General features: G+C 71.0%; 11 protein-coding genes and 1 tRNA gene. 3 read left to right on the top strand and 9 right to left on the bottom strand.

All coding sequences use genetic code 11. The features are described 5' to 3' along the window. Positions 1-90: 90 nt before the first annotated feature. Entirely contained in the window at positions 91-729 is a 639-nt protein-coding gene (locus tag NQU54_RS36980; RefSeq protein ID WP_257634828.1) for an ANTAR domain-containing response regulator, read from the bottom strand. 91 nt (positions 730-820) lie between these two features. Between NQU54_RS36980 and NQU54_RS36975 the strand changes: the two genes are divergently transcribed. After that, positions 821-903 (top strand) — tRNA-Leu (locus NQU54_RS36975). An 85-nt stretch (positions 904-988) separates the two neighbouring features. Then, positions 989-1,777: a sigma-70 region 4 domain-containing protein gene (locus tag NQU54_RS36970; protein WP_257634827.1), complete on the top strand. Its 789-nt coding sequence runs from the start codon at positions 989-991 to the stop codon at positions 1,775-1,777. A 34-nt stretch (positions 1,778-1,811) separates the two neighbouring features. Here the strand turns inward: NQU54_RS36970 and pyk are convergent, their stop codons facing one another. The 3 genes from pyk to NQU54_RS36955 all read right to left on the bottom strand — a co-directional run bounded on the left by pyk (position 1,812) and on the right by NQU54_RS36955 (position 4,700). Next, positions 1,812-3,242, bottom strand: coding sequence for a pyruvate kinase (gene pyk, locus NQU54_RS36965; protein ID WP_069870043.1), 1,431 nt, complete (start codon positions 3,240-3,242; stop codon positions 1,812-1,814). A 159-nt stretch (positions 3,243-3,401) separates the two neighbouring features. Further along, positions 3,402-4,160, bottom strand: coding sequence for an SIMPL domain-containing protein (locus tag NQU54_RS36960; RefSeq protein ID WP_257634826.1), 759 nt, complete (start codon positions 4,158-4,160; stop codon positions 3,402-3,404). Positions 4,161-4,244: 84 nt separating this feature from the next. Then, positions 4,245-4,700, bottom strand: coding sequence for an NUDIX hydrolase (locus tag NQU54_RS36955; protein WP_257634825.1), 456 nt, complete (start codon positions 4,698-4,700; stop codon positions 4,245-4,247). 143 nt (positions 4,701-4,843) lie between these two features. Here NQU54_RS36955 and NQU54_RS36950 point away from each other — a divergent pair, with 143 nt between their 5' ends. Next, positions 4,844-6,649 carry a bifunctional metallophosphatase/5'-nucleotidase gene (locus NQU54_RS36950; RefSeq protein ID WP_257634824.1) on the top strand — a complete coding sequence of 602 codons (1,806 nt, stop codon included), beginning with the start codon at positions 4,844-4,846 and terminating at the stop codon, positions 6,647-6,649. A 14-nt stretch (positions 6,650-6,663) separates the two neighbouring features. Here the strand turns inward: NQU54_RS36950 and NQU54_RS36945 are convergent, their stop codons facing one another. From NQU54_RS36945 to NQU54_RS36925, 5 genes are all read right to left on the bottom strand, one after another. Beyond that, on the bottom strand, positions 6,664-8,214 hold the full coding sequence (locus NQU54_RS36945) for a lysine N(6)-hydroxylase/L-ornithine N(5)-oxygenase family protein (protein WP_257634823.1): 1,551 nt from the start codon (positions 8,212-8,214) through the stop codon (positions 6,664-6,666). Beyond that, on the bottom strand, positions 8,211-9,776 hold the full coding sequence (locus NQU54_RS36940) for a pyridoxal phosphate-dependent decarboxylase family protein (RefSeq protein ID WP_257634822.1): 1,566 nt from the start codon (positions 9,774-9,776) through the stop codon (positions 8,211-8,213). Before NQU54_RS36940 ends, NQU54_RS36945 begins: the two co-directional genes overlap by 4 nt. Before the next feature lie 202 nt (positions 9,777-9,978). Then, complete coding sequence (locus NQU54_RS36935; protein ID WP_257634821.1) at positions 9,979-10,212, bottom strand: hypothetical protein; 234 nt, start codon at positions 10,210-10,212, stop codon at positions 9,979-9,981. A 176-nt stretch (positions 10,213-10,388) separates the two neighbouring features. Then, complete coding sequence (gene pepN / locus NQU54_RS36930) at positions 10,389-12,980, bottom strand: aminopeptidase N (RefSeq protein ID WP_257634820.1); 2,592 nt, start codon at positions 12,978-12,980, stop codon at positions 10,389-10,391. 100 nt (positions 12,981-13,080) lie between these two features. Then, complete coding sequence (locus tag NQU54_RS36925) at positions 13,081-13,461, bottom strand: chorismate mutase (RefSeq protein ID WP_257634819.1); 381 nt, start codon at positions 13,459-13,461, stop codon at positions 13,081-13,083. Positions 13,462-13,829 lie beyond the last annotated feature (368 nt).

Raw genomic sequence — 13,829 nt, 5'->3', positions numbered from 1 at the left:
AACCGACGGCTTGGCCAATGGCTTACGCGAACGGAAGGGGCCCGTACCGCCGTCTCGGCGGTACGGGCCCCTTCGTTCCGTTACCTCTTCCTACTGCTCCTTGGCGGCCTTCTTCTCCGTCGCGTCCTCGATGACGGCCTCGGCCACCTGCTGCATCGACAGCCGGCGGTCCATCGAGGTCTTCTGGATCCAGCGGAACGCGGCGGGCTCGGTCAGCCCGTACTGCGTCTGGAGAATGCTCTTGGCCCGGTCGACCAGCTTGCGGGTCTCCAGCCGCTGGGAGAGGTCGGCGACCTCCAGCTCCAGGGTTTTCAGCTCGGTGAAGCGGGAGACGGCCATCTCGATGGCCGGGACCACATCGCTCTTGCTGAACGGCTTCACCAGATACGCCATCGCCCCGGCGTCCCGGGCCCGCTCGACCAGCTCACGCTGGGAGAAGGCGGTCAGCATCAGAACGGGGGCGATACGGTCGGCCGCGATCCGCTCGGCGGCGGAGATGCCGTCGAGAACCGGCATCTTCACATCGAGGATGACGAGGTCGGGGCGGTGCTCCTGGGCGAGCGCGACAGCCGTCTCACCATCGCCCGCCTCGCCGACGACGGAGTACCCCTCCTCTTCGAGCATCTCCTTCAGGTCGAGGCGGATGAGCGCCTCGTCCTCGGCGATGACGACGCGAGTGGTGTGCGGCGGAATGTGCGACTGCTCGTCGACGGGCTCGGTGGCGCTCACGGGGCTCCTCGTTCCTGGCAGGTGCTGCACACTGAGCCTACCTAGCTGCAACGCCCGGCGGTCACCCGGTACACTGCTGATCAGCAACCTCGCCGGGTTGGCGGAATGGCTTACGCGGATGTCTCAAACACATCTGTCCGAAAGGACATGCGGGTTCGAATCCCGCACCCGGCACAAATCACACTAAGCGGACTTCCATCTTCGCGTGGACCTTGGGCATTCGACTCCCTGACCGGATGCTGTAGCACAGAGTTATGCCATGCATACGCATGGCACTGAAGTCCAGCAGAAGGCAATCATGCTACTGCGGTCGGGGGTCAGGAACGCGGACGTTGCCCGAGAACTCGGCGTACCAGTAGGGACGATCGGCCACTGGCTCCATCTCAATCGTGCGCGACACGGCACGCTCCCCGGCAAAACCCACCGGCCATGTCCGCGCTGCGACGGCCGGGAACTCGATCACGCGGCCTACGCGTATCTACTCGGCTTATATCTCGGGGATGGCCACATCATCCAGTACTCCCAGCATCGCGCACCAAGCCTCATGATCGCGTGTAGCGAATCATGGCCAGGGCTCATAGATGAGTGCAAAGCAGCGATGCGTAGGGTCTTCCCTGACAACTCAGTCTGCCAGGCACGCAGACCAGGCTGCCGCAGTGTGAAGGTCTACTCCAAACACCTGTGGTGCGTGTTCCCGCAGCATGGACCGGGCAAAAAGCATGACCGCCTCATAGCGCTGGAGCCCTGGCAACAGTCGATCGTGGACGCACACCCGTGGAAGTTCATCCGTGGGCTCTTCCACTCTGACGGCTGCCGCATCACCAACTGGACCACCCGCCTCGTCGCGGGTGAGCGCAAGCGCTACGAGTACCCCAGGTACTTCTTCACCAACAAGTCCGACGACATCCGCAAGCTCTGCTCCGACACCCTCACCAAGGTCGGCGTCGAGTGGACGACCCTCGCCCGAGGCAGCGATCCGTTCAACATCTCGGTCGCCCGCCGCGCCTCCGTCGCCCTCATGGACAAGCACGTCGGGCCGAAGTACTGAGCCCAGTACTTCGGCCCCGAGGAGCGAGGCTCGGCTACCTCAGATCGTCCGCGCCGATGTGGTGGACGCGGACCAGGTTGGTGGAGCCGGAGACACCGGGCGGGGAGCCCGCGGTGATGATGACCAGGTCACCCTTGCGGCAGCGGCCGAGGCGCAGCAGTTCCTCGTCCACCTGGGCCACCATCTCGTCCGTGGAGTCGACCATCGGGCCGAGGAAGGTCTCCACGCCCCAGGTCAGATTGAGCTGGGAGCGGGTGCCCGGCTCCGGGGTGAAGGCCAGGAGCGGGATCGGGGAGCGGTAGCGGGAGAGGCGGCGCACGGTGTCGCCGGACTGGGTGAAGGCGACGAGGAACTTCGCGCCGAGGAAGTCGCCCATCTCGGCCGCCGCGCGGGCCACCGCGCCGCCCTGGGTGCGGGGCTTGCTGCGCTCGGTCAGCGGGGGCAGGCCCTTGGCGAGGATGTCCTCCTCGGCGGCGGCGACGATGCGGCCCATCGTCTTGACCGTCACGATCGGGTACTTGCCGACACTGGTCTCGCCCGAGAGCATCACCGCGTCCGTGCCGTCGATGACCGCGTTGGCGACGTCGGACGCCTCCGCCCGGGTGGGGCGGGAGTTCTCGATCATCGAGTCGAGCATCTGGGTCGCGACGATCACCGGCTTGGCGTTCCGCTTGGCCAGCTTGATCGCGCGCTTCTGGACGATCGGCACCTGCTCCAGCGGCATCTCCACGCCGAGGTCGCCGCGGGCGACCATGATGCCGTCGAAGGCGTCGACGATCCCTTCGAGGTTCTCCACCGCCTGCGGCTTCTCGATCTTGGCGATGACGGGGAGCCGGCGGTCCTCCTCGTCCATCACCCGGTGGACATCCACGATGTCGTTGCCGTTGCGGACGAAGGAGAGGGCGATGACATCGGCGCCGATGCGCAGCGCCCAGCGCAGGTCCTCGATGTCCTTCTTGGACATCGCGGGGACGGAGACGGCCACACCGGGGAGGTTGAGCCCCTTGTGGTCGGAGATCATCCCGCCCTCGATGGCGATGGTGTGCACCCGGGGACCGTCGATGTCGACGACCTCGAGGGTGACCCGGCCGTCGTCGACGAGGATCCGCTCACCCTTGCTGACGTCGCCGGCCAGCCCCTCGTAGGTGGTGCCACAGCGGAACCGGTCGCCCTCGATGGGCTCGACGGTGATGATGAACTCGTCCCCGCGTTCAAGGAGCACGGGACCTTCACGGAAACGGCCGAGCCGAATCTTCGGGCCTTGAAGGTCGGCGAGGATGCCGACGCTGCGGCCGGTTTCCAGCGAGGCTTTGCGCACTCGCCGATAACGCTCCTCGTGCTCGGCATAGGTGCCGTGGCTGAGGTTGAAGCGGGCCACATCCATTCCGGCCTCGATGAGTGCCTTGATCTGCTCGTACGAGTCGGTGGCGGGTCCCAAAGTACAGACGATTTTTGCTCGGCGCATGGTGTCGAGCCTATGACTTACCGGTGAGTAAAGAACCGAGAACTTCACACTCCTCCATGGCCTTTGGATGGCAAGTTATTGACAACTAATGAAACGTGCGCAGGGGTGCTCCGATGAGCGTTCCGGAGGGTGGCTTCAGGGCTCGAACGGAGGGCGTTTTCAGAGCTCGGGAGGGGTCATGGTGAAGCGCGCGTTGACATGCGCGTACACCGTCTGGCGCTGCGGTTCGAGGTCGAGCGCGGCGGGCTCCCGTTCGGCGGGACCGCCGTAACCGGACCGGGTGCGCGGGGCGGCGACGGCCACGGGCTGGAGCGGGCCCTGCTCGGCCTCGAGATCGGCGAGCTCGGTGAGCGCCACCAGCCGGGCGCCGAGCGCCCCGGCGTACTCCCGGGCCCGCTGCACCGCCTCGCGCACCGCCTGCTGCCGGGCCCTGCCGTAGGCGGGCGAGTCGGGGCGCAGCCCCCACCAGGGGCCGTCGACACGGGTGAGGTCGAGGTCGGCCAGGCAGCTGGTGAGCTCGCCCAGGGCGGTGAAGTCGCCGAGGGTCGCGGTGAGGTGCACCCGGCCGTGGTAGGCCCGTACGCGCTCGTGGCGGCCCTTGGGGCTGATCTCGGGGGTGACCGAGAAGGCGCCGGTCTCCAGCTTCTCGACCGCTTCGCCGTAGGGCTTCACCAGCGCGAGGACCTGGTTGTTACGGCGGGTGAGGTCGTCGAGCGCGGCGCGCCGGTCGACGCCGCGGGCGCTGACGGTGATGGTGAGCCGGGCGATCTCGGGGTCGACCTCCAGGACCGCCTCGCCCCGGACGGCGACGCGCGGGGTGTCGGGGGTGCCGTAGGGCACGGAGGCGGCGCCGGGCCACGGCGGCGGGCCGGGCTGGGCGGACTCGGCGGGCTGGGCGGACTCGGCGGGCTGGTCCATGGCGGCTCCTGGTCCGGATGTACGAGGGGTGGTGTTCGGAGCGTACGGCGCCCGGCCCCTCGGCGGGGTGGGATGACCCGGCCCTCAGCGGGGTGGGATGACCCGGCCGTGGGGCGGGCGCTCGGCGTCGAGGGCGAGCGCGGTGTCCACGAGCCGTGAGCGGTCGAGGTCGGCCATCCGGTCCAGCTCGATCCAGGCGGCCAGGTCGGTGGAGCCGTTCACCTCATGTCGCAGTTCGCCGCCGGTGACCCGGGCGGCGTAGACGATCCGCACCCCGTGGAAGTCCGCGTCGTGGGTCAGCCATCGCGGGTGGCGCTGGTGGAGGGTGTCGATGCCGAGCAGCTGTTCGATCTCGACGGTGTAGCCGGTCTCCTCCTCGACCTCGCGCACCGCCGCGTCGTACGGGTCCTCGCCGTGCTGGAGGCCGCCGCCGGGCAGCGTCCACTGCTTGCCCTCGCCCCCGGCCCAGCGGGCGAGGAGGATCTTTCCGTCCTCGACGCAGACGGCGTACGCGCCAACGCGCAGATGTCGTTTGACCATCCCTCAAGGATGCCGGGCAGGCGGCGGGTGGAGCCGGCCGGCAACCCGATCGCAACCTGCCGGGGGTGGTGCGGAGCGGTACGGCTGGGCCAGAATCTACGCGCGTTGTGCCCATTTCGCAGGTATCTCAGGGGAGATCAGCCATGCCGCTCAACCGTCGGAAGTTCCTCGGCCGCACCGCGGCGACCAGCGCGGGGGCCGCCCTCGCCGCCGCCGCGGCCACCGTCCCGGCCGAGGCGAGGGGCCATGAGCGCCCCCCGCGGCGGTACGCCTTCACCGTGATGGGCACCACCGATCTGCACGGCAACGTCTTCAACTGGGACTACTTCACCGACGCCGAGTTCGACGACTCGGCGCACAACGATGTGGGCCTGGCGAAGATCTCCACACTGGTCGACCAGGTCCGGAAGGAGAAGGGGCGCCGCAATACGCTGCTGATCGACGCGGGTGACACCATCCAGGGCACCCAGCTGTCGTACTACTACGCCAGGGTGGACCCGATCACCGGGGCGAACGGCCCGGTGCACCCGATGGCGCAGGCCATGAACGCGATCGGCTATGACGCTGCGGCGCTGGGCAACCACGAGTTCAACTACGGCATCCCGGTGCTGCGGAAGTTCGAGGAGCAGTGCGAATTCCCGCTGCTGGGGGCGAACGCGCTGGACGCCAGGACGCTGCGGCCCGCCTTCCCGCCGTACTGGATGACCCGGCTGCGCACCCCGTTCGGACGGGATGTGAAGGTGGCGGTGCTGGGGCTGACCAATCCGGGCATCGCGATCTGGGACAAGGTCAATGTGCAGGGGAAGATGACCTTCCCGGGCCTGGAGGAGCAGGCCGCGAAGTGGGTGCCGCGGCTGCGGTCGATGGGCGCGGACGTGGTGATCGTCTCGGCGCATTCGGGGACCAGCGGCACCTCCAGCTACGGCGACCAGGTGCCCCATGTGGAGAACGCGGCGGCGCTGGTGGCCGAGCAGGTGGCGGGGATCGACGCGATCCTGGTGGGCCACGCGCATCTGGAGATACCCGAGTCGCGGGTGGTCAACAAGGAGACCGGACGCGAGGTCGTGCTGTCCGAGCCGCTCAAGTGGGGTCAGCGGCTCACCCTCTTCGACTTCGAGCTGGAGTGGGAGCGGGGCCGCTGGCAGGTGGCGTCGGTGTCGGCGAAGGTGCTGAACTCCAGCACGGCCGAGGAGGACCCGCGGATCGTGCGGCTGCTCGGCGATGAGCACGAGAAGGTCGTCGGCTATGTGAACCAGGTGATCGGCACCTGCTCGGAGGCGATGGCGGCGACCGAGGCGCCCTACAAGGACGCGCCGATCGTCGACTTCATCAACCATGTGCAGTCGGAGACGGTGAAGGCGGCGCTGGCGGGGACGGAGTACGCGGCGCTGCCGGTGCTCTCGCAGGCGTCCTGCTTCTCCCGTACGGCGGCGATCCCGGCCGGGGAGGTCACGATCCGGCAGGTGGCGGGGTTGTATCCGTTCGAGAACACCCTGGAGGCGCGGGTGCTGACCGGCGCCCAGCTCAAGGACTATCTGGAGTTCTCGGCCCGCTACTACGTCCAGACCCCGGCGGGCGGCGATGTGGACCCGGCCAAGCTGACGAACGCCTCGGGCACCCCGGACTACAACTACGACGCGGTCGGCGGCCTCACCTACGAGATCGACATCGCGAAGGCGCCGGGGTCGCGGATCGTGGGGCTGAGCTTCGACGGCAAGCCGATCGACGAGAAGGCGCAGTTCGTGCTGGCGGTCAACAACTACCGGGCGAGCGGGGGCGGCAACTTCCCGCATGTGGCCACCGCGAAGCAGGTGTGGGCCAATTCGGAGGAGATCCGGAACACGATCATCGCCTGGGTGCAGGCGAAGGGGACGATCGATGTGTCGCGGTTCGGGACGGTGGACTGGAAGCTGACCCGCGACGGCGCTCCGGTGTTCCAGTTGTCCTAATTATTCCAGTTATTCTAGTTCCTTCCGGCGTTGAGGGGGGTGCGCTGGTCGGGGAGGTGCGGGCTGCCGATGACGCTCCCGCACCGCCCCGACGGCTGGAGGCCGAAGGCGGTGAACGCGGTGCGGGACGGCAGCGGGTAAGCGGGCTCCGCGAGCAGCGAGTTGAGGATGGTGGCGGAGCGCCAGGCGGCGAGGCCGAGGTCGGGGGCGCCGACGCCATGGGTGTGGCGCTCGGCGTTCTGGACGTACACCGCGCCCTTGATCATGGGGTCGAGGACCAGGCGGTGGTCGGCGTCGACGCGGGGGCGCTCGGAGGCGTCCCGGCGGATGTAGGGGTCGAGGGCGGCGAGGAGGGTGTCGACACGGCGCTCGCGGTAGCCGGTGGCGAGGACGACGGCCTCGGTGGTGTGCCGGGCCCGGGTGCCCTGCTCGATGTGTTCCAGGTGGAGTTCGAGGCGGGCGGCGGCGATACGGCCGGCGGTCCGGACGCTGACACCGGGGGTGAGAACGGCGCCGGGCCAGCCGTCGGAGTGGAGGGCGCGGCGGTAGAGCTCGTGGTGGATGGCGTCGAGGGTCTCGTGGGCGATGCCCTTGTAGAGCTGCCACTGGCGGGGCAGCAGCTGATCGCGGACGGGCTCGGACAGGGTGTGGAAGTAGCGGGTGTAGTCGGGGCTGAACTGCTCCAGGCCCAGCTTGCCGTACTCCATGGGCGCGAAGGCGGGGGTGCGGGCCAGCCAGTGGAGCCCTTCGGCGCCGAGGGGGCGATTGCGCAGCAGGTCCAGGAAGACCTCGGCGCCGGACTGGCCGGAGCCGATGACGGTGACATGGCCGGTGGCCAGGAGCCGCTCGCGGTGTTCGAGATAGTCGGAGGAGTGGAGGACGGGGACGTTGGGGGCGTCGGCCAAGGGGCGCAGAGGCTCGGGGACATACGGTTCGGTGCCGACGCCGAGGACGAGGTTGCGGGCGTAGGCGCGGCCGAGGGTCCGGCCCTCCTCGTCGGTCCCGGCGGTGGCGGGCGCGTGGGGGTGGGCATCGGCGGCCCCGGCCGGGCCGAGCCGGGTGAAGTCGATTTCGAACAGCTCGTATTCGTGGTCCCAGCGCACGGCGTCGACGCGGTGGTCGAAGTGGAGCCCGGGGAGCTGCTGGCTGACCCAGCGGCAGTAGGCGTCGTACTCGGCGCGCTCGATATGGAAGCGCTCGGCGACGTAGAAGGGGAAGAGCCGCTCATGGGCCTTGAGGTACTGGAGGAAGGTCCAGGGGCTGCCGGGGTCGGCGAGGGTCACCAGATCGGCGAGGAAGGGGACTTGGACGGTCGCGCCGTCGATGAGGAGGCCGGGGTGCCAGTGGAAGGCGGGTCGCTGTTCGTAGAAGGCGGTGCGCAGGGCGGGGACGCCGTGGGCGAGGGCGGCGAGGGAGAGGTTGAACGGGCCGACGCCGATACCGGCCAGGTCCGCGGGCCGGTCGGCGGCGGTGGCGGGCCCGGCGGCGGTGGGCTCCGCGTCGGGGGCGGACCCCGCGTCGAGAGCGGGATCGGCGGCGGGGCTGGGGGGTTGTGCGGTGCTCATGGGGTGGTGTTGCCTTCCACGAGTTCGAGCAGCCCGCGCAGATCGCCGGGCTGGATATGCGGGTTGAGAACGGTGGCCTTCAGCCACAGCCCCTCGGGGGTGGTGGCACGGCCGAGGACGGCCGCGCCGTGGTGGAGCAGGCGGCGGCGCAGCGCGGCCACGGCGGCGGGCCCTGCCCCGGTGGGGCGGAAGAGGACGGTGCTGAGGGTGGGGCGGGCGTAGAGCTGGAGCCCGGGGCGGGTCTCGATGAGATCGGCGAGGTGCTGGGCGGCCGCGCAGACATGGTCGACGAGGTCGCCGAGGCCGCGTCGGCCGAGCGCCCGCAGGGTCACGGCGATCTTGAAGATGTCGGGGCGACGGGAGGTGCGCAGGGAGCGGCCGAGCAGATCGGGCAGGCCCGCTTCGGTGTCGTCGTCGGCGTTGAGGTAGTCGGCCCGGTGGGCCAGAGGGGCGAGCGCGGCGCCGTCGGGGACGGCGAGGAGGCCCGCGGCGACCGGCTGCCAGCCGAGCTTGTGCAGATCGAGGGCGACGGTATGGGCGCGGTCGAGTCCGTGGAGCCGCTTGTGGAGGGTGTCGCTGAAGAGCAGAGGCGCGCCGTAGGCGGCGTCGATGTGGAGGGTGGCGGCGTGGTGGTCGCATACATCGGCAATCTCGGGGAGCGGGTCGATGGCTCCGGTGTCGGTGGTACCGGCGGTGGCGACGACGAGGGTGGGGGCGTCCGGCAGCCGGTCGAGGGCGGTGTGGAGCGCGGCCGGGTCGAGGACGCCGGTGGGGGTGGGGAGGGTGTGCGGCGCGGGGAGCCCGAGGAGCCAGGCGGCGCGGTGGATGCTGTGGTGGGCGTTGCCGCCACACACCACGCGCAGCGGCCCCGGCCCGCCCATACGCCGCGGCCCGGCCCCGCGTACGCCGGGGGCCGTCCCACGGGCGGCCGGGGCGGCGTCCGGAGCATGGGCCGTTTCACGGGCGGGGACGGTGTCGTGGGTGGGGGCGGTGTCGTGAGGGCGGGCCGTGTCGTGAGGGCGGGCGGTATCGCGGGCGCGGGCCTGTTCCCGGGCGAAGAGCAGGGCGAGATGGTTCGATTCGGTGCCGCCGGTGGTGACGAGGGCGTCGGGGGCGGGGCCGTGGGGGTGGACGAGCTCGGCCAGGGCGCGGCAGGTGAGCGCCTCCAGCGCACAGGCGGCCGGGGCCTGGTCCCAGGAGTCGAGTGAGGGGTTGAGGGCGGAGACCGCGAGGTCGGCGGCGGTGGCGACGGCGAGCGGCGGACAGTGCAGATGGGCGGTGCAGCGGGGGTCGGCGGGGTCGGCGGCGCCGTAGGCGAGGGCACGGACGAGGGTGCGCAGCGCGTGGTCGGGCCCCTCCCCCTCGTCGGGGATGAGCGGCCGGGCCGCATCGCGTATCCGCCGGGCCACCGCGGCCGGCCCCCCGGACGGGAGCGGCCCACCGCGGTCGGCGGCGCCGTGAGCGAGGGCGTCGAGGACGGTGTCGACCATCGGGCGGAGCGCCCCCGGTCCGCCATGGCCCCCGGCGAGGAGGCGGGCGGTTCCGGATGCGGGCACGGGCATGGGTGTGCCCCTAGGGGGTGTCTGGGAGTCGGGCAGGTGGAAGCGGTCGGGCGGCGGTCAGGGCTGCCTAAATTACTTCGCGCGCCAACCGTCGGATCCGGGGTCGGCGGGAAGTGCACCCATACGTGGTACAGCCCGGCCGCGCGGATTGATCCGCGGGGTCGGGCCGCCCCTCGCTCGCCGCCTCGTCCGGCCCGATCGGTTACTCGATGTGCCCCGTCTCGGGGTCCACCTGGCCGAGGAAGTCCCGTGCGGCCGCCTCCAGTTCCCGCGTGCTCAAGGAGTCGGCTCCGTGCACACCGGTGGTGAAGCCGTATCCGGGATCGGGCCCGGTGAGCCAGGTGAAGTCGTACGTCCCGGGTTCGCCGGGGCGCTCATGGACGTCGAACCCCTCCCCGTCAACCGTCAGTGTCCACCGGCGCGTTCCTCGTTCCATGCCCATCAGTCTGCGGCACGAGCCGACCACTCGTCCTGGCCATTCCGTGACGTAGCCTGCCGACCCGACCCGGGCCGCCGTTGCCCCGGTGTCGTCCGGGTCGCGTCGGTGGGCGGCCCGGACGACGGCGGGGTGGCGGGGCGAGCAGGCGCCCCGCCACCCCACGCCCGGGGTGGCTACTCCCCCTGCTTCTCCCGTACGCGCAGGGCGCGCCGCAGGTCGTCGATCTGGTCGGCGAGTCGGCGGCGGAGGGAGGGTACGGCGTCGGGGGAGGCGAGGCACTCCTCGCCCAGGCGCAGGGTTTCGGCGTCCACGGTGCTCGGGAAGCCGAAGCGGGCGACGGTGTCGGCGATGGCGGGGCCTCGACGGGCGCCCAGCGCGACGGCGGCCGGGAAGTAGCGCGGCACATAGTCGGCGAGGACGTCGTGGTGCTCGGGCTGCCAGAACCCGGCGACGGTCGCGGTGACCAGGTAGTTGGAGAGCTCGCCCGGCTGCTCCTCGCCCTCCCGGCCGTCCTCCTCGGCCTCGAAGAGGGTCCGCCAGGCGGCCTCCTTGGCGGCGGCGTCCGGCAGGGCGGCCCGGCAGCGGGCGGCGCCCTCCTGGCCGGTGGCGCTGGAGTCGCGGGCGAGTTCGGCGTCGATGTCGGCGGGGCCGACGGCGCCGAGGACGGCGAGGCGGCCGAGGATCTGCCAGCGCAGTTCGGGGTCGAGGGCGGGGCCGCCGGGGACGGTGTCGCCGTCGAGCCAGTCGCTGAGCTCGGCGGGCGCGGTGGCGCTGCCGATGAAGGTGCGTACGGCGGCGAGCCGCAGCCCGTCCCCGGAGCCGTCCTCGGTGCGGCGCAGCAGATCGCGGCAGGTGGCGCTGATGGTGGCCAGGGCGGCGGGGCGGCGCTCCGCGGGGAGGTAGTGGTCGGCGATCTGGGTGCGGGCGAAGGCGAGGACGCCCTGGACGATCGCTATGTCGGTCTCGTGCGGCAGATGGGCGCGGGCGGCGTCGAGGTAGTCGGTGGGCGGGAGGTCGCCGTCGCGCACCATGTCGCGGGCGGCGTTCCAGACCACGGCGCGGCCGACGGCGTCGGGGAGGCCGGACAGGGCGCGGTGGACGGCCTTCCAGGAGCCGGGGTCGAGCCGGATCTTGGTGTAGGTGAGGTCGCCGTCGTTGAGCAGCAGCAGATCGGGGCGGGGCCCGGTGAAGGAGAGGCTGAGGCCGGGTTCGGCGCCGTCGAGCTCGGCCTCGACGCGTTCGCGCAGGACCAGCTGGTGCGGGGCGGCGGGCGCGTGGTCGTAGAGGCCGATGGCGATGCGGTGCGGGCGCCGGGTGGGAGCGTCCCCGTCCGGGCCGCCGCCCTGGTGGCGGATCTCGACGCTCCAGCGGTCGCCGTTGGCGGTGACGACGGGGGCGAGGGTGTCGACGCCGGTGGTGCGCAGCCAGCGGTCGGCCCAGGCGTGGACGTCGCGGCCGGAGGAGCGGGCGAGGGAGTCGATGAAGTCGGCGAGGGTGGCGTTGCCGAAGCGGTGCCGGGTGAAGTGGTCGTTGATGCCGTCGAGGAAGGTCTTCTCACCGAGCCAGGTGACGAGCTGGCGCAGCGCGGAGGCGCCCTTGGCGTAGGAGATGCCGTCGAAGTTGAGGCGGGCGGCGGCGGTGTCGGGGACCAGCTCGGGCGCGGGGGCGACCGGGTGGGTGGAGGGGCGCTGGTCGGCGTCGTAGCCCCAGTTCTTGCGGCGGACGCCGAAGTCGGCCCAGGTGTCGGTGTAGCGGGTGGTCTCGGTGAGGATCTGGTAGCCCATGTACTCGGCGAAGGACTCGTTCAGCCAGATGTCGTCCCACCACTTCATGGTGACGAGGTCGCCGAACCACATATGGGCCATCTCATGCGCGATGACCATGGCGCGGGTCTGGCGCTCGGCGTCGGTGACGGCGGAGCGGAAGACGAATTCATCACGGAAGGTGACCAGGCCCGGGTTCTCCATGGCACCCGAGTTGAACTCGGGGACGAACGCCTGGTCGTAGGAGTCGAAGGGGTAGGGCTCCTCGAAGATCTCGTGGTAGCGGTCGAAACAGCGCCGGGTGATCTCGAAGAGCTCGTCGGCGTCGGCCTCCAGGTGGGGCGCGAGCGAGCGGCGGACATGCAGCCCGAAGGGGAGTCCGGCGTGCTCGGTGCGCACCGAGTGGTACGGGCCGGCGGCCAGGGCCATCAGATAGGTGCTGATGGGCGGGGTGGGCGCGAGCTGCCAGCGGCCCTCGGCGGGGGCGCCGACGCGGGTGGCGACGCCGTTGCCGAGGACGGTCCACTCGGGCGGGGCGGTGACGCGGACGTCGAAGACGGCCTTGAGGTCGGGCTGGTCGAACGCGGCGAAGACGTCGTTCGCGTCCGACATGCAGCACATGGTGTAGAGGTACGTCTCGCCGTCGGCGGGGTCGGTGAAGCGGTGCATGCCCTCACCGGTGTGGGAGTAGCGCATGTCCGTCTCGACGCGCAGCTCGTGCTCGCCCTCGTCGAGGCCGGTGAGCGGCAGCCGGCCGCCCGCGAGCGCCTCGGCGGTCTCGCCGGTGAGGTCGAGCTCACGGCCGTCGAGTACGGCGCGGTGGAGTGCGGCCGGCATGAGCTCGGCGAAGGTGTCCGCGCCCGCCTGGCGCGCGCTGAAGCGGATGGTCGTGGTGGAGCCGAAGAGCTCCTCCCCGCGGGTGAGGTCGAGGTCGATGGTGTAGCGGTGGACCTCGATCAGGCGGGCTCGGATCTGCGCTTCCTCGCGCGTCAGTACGGACATGGGGACATGCTGCCCTACGTGCGGTGGGCCGCACACGCGTGGGAAGTGGTTCCCCGGCGCGGACGGCCGCCCGGGCGCACTACCGGAGTCGTCGGGCGCACTACCGGAGTGCGCCCTCGGAGCCCTTGCCGGAGCGGGCGATGGTCTCGTGGTGCCGGATGACCTCGGCGATGATGAAGTTGAGCAGCTTCTCGGCGAAGCCGGGGTCCAGCTTGGCGCTCTCGGCGAGCTGCCGCAGCCGGGTGATCTGGCGCGCCTCCCGGGCCGGGTCGGCCGGGGGGAGCCGGTGGGCGGCCTTGAGGTGGCCGACCTGCTGGGTGCATTTGAAGCGCTCGGCAAGCATATGGACCACGGCCGCGTCGATGTTGTCGATGCTGTCGCGCAACCGGGTCAGCTCGTCGAGGACGGCCGGGTCGATGGCCTCGGTCTCTCCCGGCGTCACCGGCTGCCCGGCGGTGTGGTCACTCGTGCTGTGCGTCATGTCTCCCGAGAGTACTTTTCCCCGGCGCTCGGCTCCCCTCCGGGGCGCTTCGGCCCCGGGCCCCGGACCGCCCCGACCCCTGTGGGGGGTTTCGGATCCGGCCCTCGAGGGGCCGGAAGGGGGCGGGGCGGTCATGAGGGCCTGTCCCGGTACGGCGCCTCCACCGATGAGGAGTCGCCTGGGCGGGGGGAGGTTCCACTTCCGGTCCGGCTTTTCGGGGTTTCCGGCCCGGCCTTCAGCGCGGCTTCAGACCGGGCTTTGCCTCCGGCTTCCGGCCCGGTTCTTCCGACGGCATCGATATGCGGCTCCGCGGCATGCGGGGCTCCGCCGCGTGCGGGGCTCCGCCGCGTGCGGGGCTCCGCCGCGTG

This window comes from Streptomyces malaysiensis subsp. samsunensis (genome assembly GCF_024519315.1).
Lineage (GTDB): Bacteria > Actinomycetota > Actinomycetes > Streptomycetales > Streptomycetaceae > Streptomyces > Streptomyces malaysiensis.
This window is presented reverse-complemented; position numbering and strand designations above follow the sequence as displayed.

What these genes read in the sequence shown, in the direction of transcription:
- NQU54_RS36940 (WP_257634822.1), bottom strand. Translation starts at nt 9,776, where the DNA reads ATGCCCGTGCCCGCATCCGGAACCGCCCGCCTCCTCGCCGGGGGCCAT.
- pyk (WP_069870043.1), bottom strand. Translation starts at nt 3,242, where the DNA reads ATGCGCCGAGCAAAAATCGTCTGTACTTTGGGACCCGCCACCGACTCG.
- NQU54_RS36955 (WP_257634825.1), bottom strand. Translation starts at nt 4,700, where the DNA reads ATGGTCAAACGACATCTGCGCGTTGGCGCGTACGCCGTCTGCGTCGAG.
- pepN (WP_257634820.1), bottom strand. Translation starts at nt 12,980, where the DNA reads ATGTCCGTACTGACGCGCGAGGAAGCGCAGATCCGAGCCCGCCTGATC.
- NQU54_RS36960 (WP_257634826.1), bottom strand. Translation starts at nt 4,160, where the DNA reads ATGGACCAGCCCGCCGAGTCCGCCCAGCCCGCCGAGTCCGCCCAGCCC.
- NQU54_RS36925 (WP_257634819.1), bottom strand. Translation starts at nt 13,461, where the DNA reads ATGACGCACAGCACGAGTGACCACACCGCCGGGCAGCCGGTGACGCCG.
- NQU54_RS36950 (WP_257634824.1), top strand. Translation starts at nt 4,844, where the DNA reads ATGCCGCTCAACCGTCGGAAGTTCCTCGGCCGCACCGCGGCGACCAGC.
- NQU54_RS36970 (WP_257634827.1), top strand. Translation starts at nt 989, where the DNA reads ATGCATACGCATGGCACTGAAGTCCAGCAGAAGGCAATCATGCTACTG.
- NQU54_RS36935 (WP_257634821.1), bottom strand. Translation starts at nt 10,212, where the DNA reads ATGGAACGAGGAACGCGCCGGTGGACACTGACGGTTGACGGGGAGGGG.
- NQU54_RS36945 (WP_257634823.1), bottom strand. Translation starts at nt 8,214, where the DNA reads ATGAGCACCGCACAACCCCCCAGCCCCGCCGCCGATCCCGCTCTCGAC.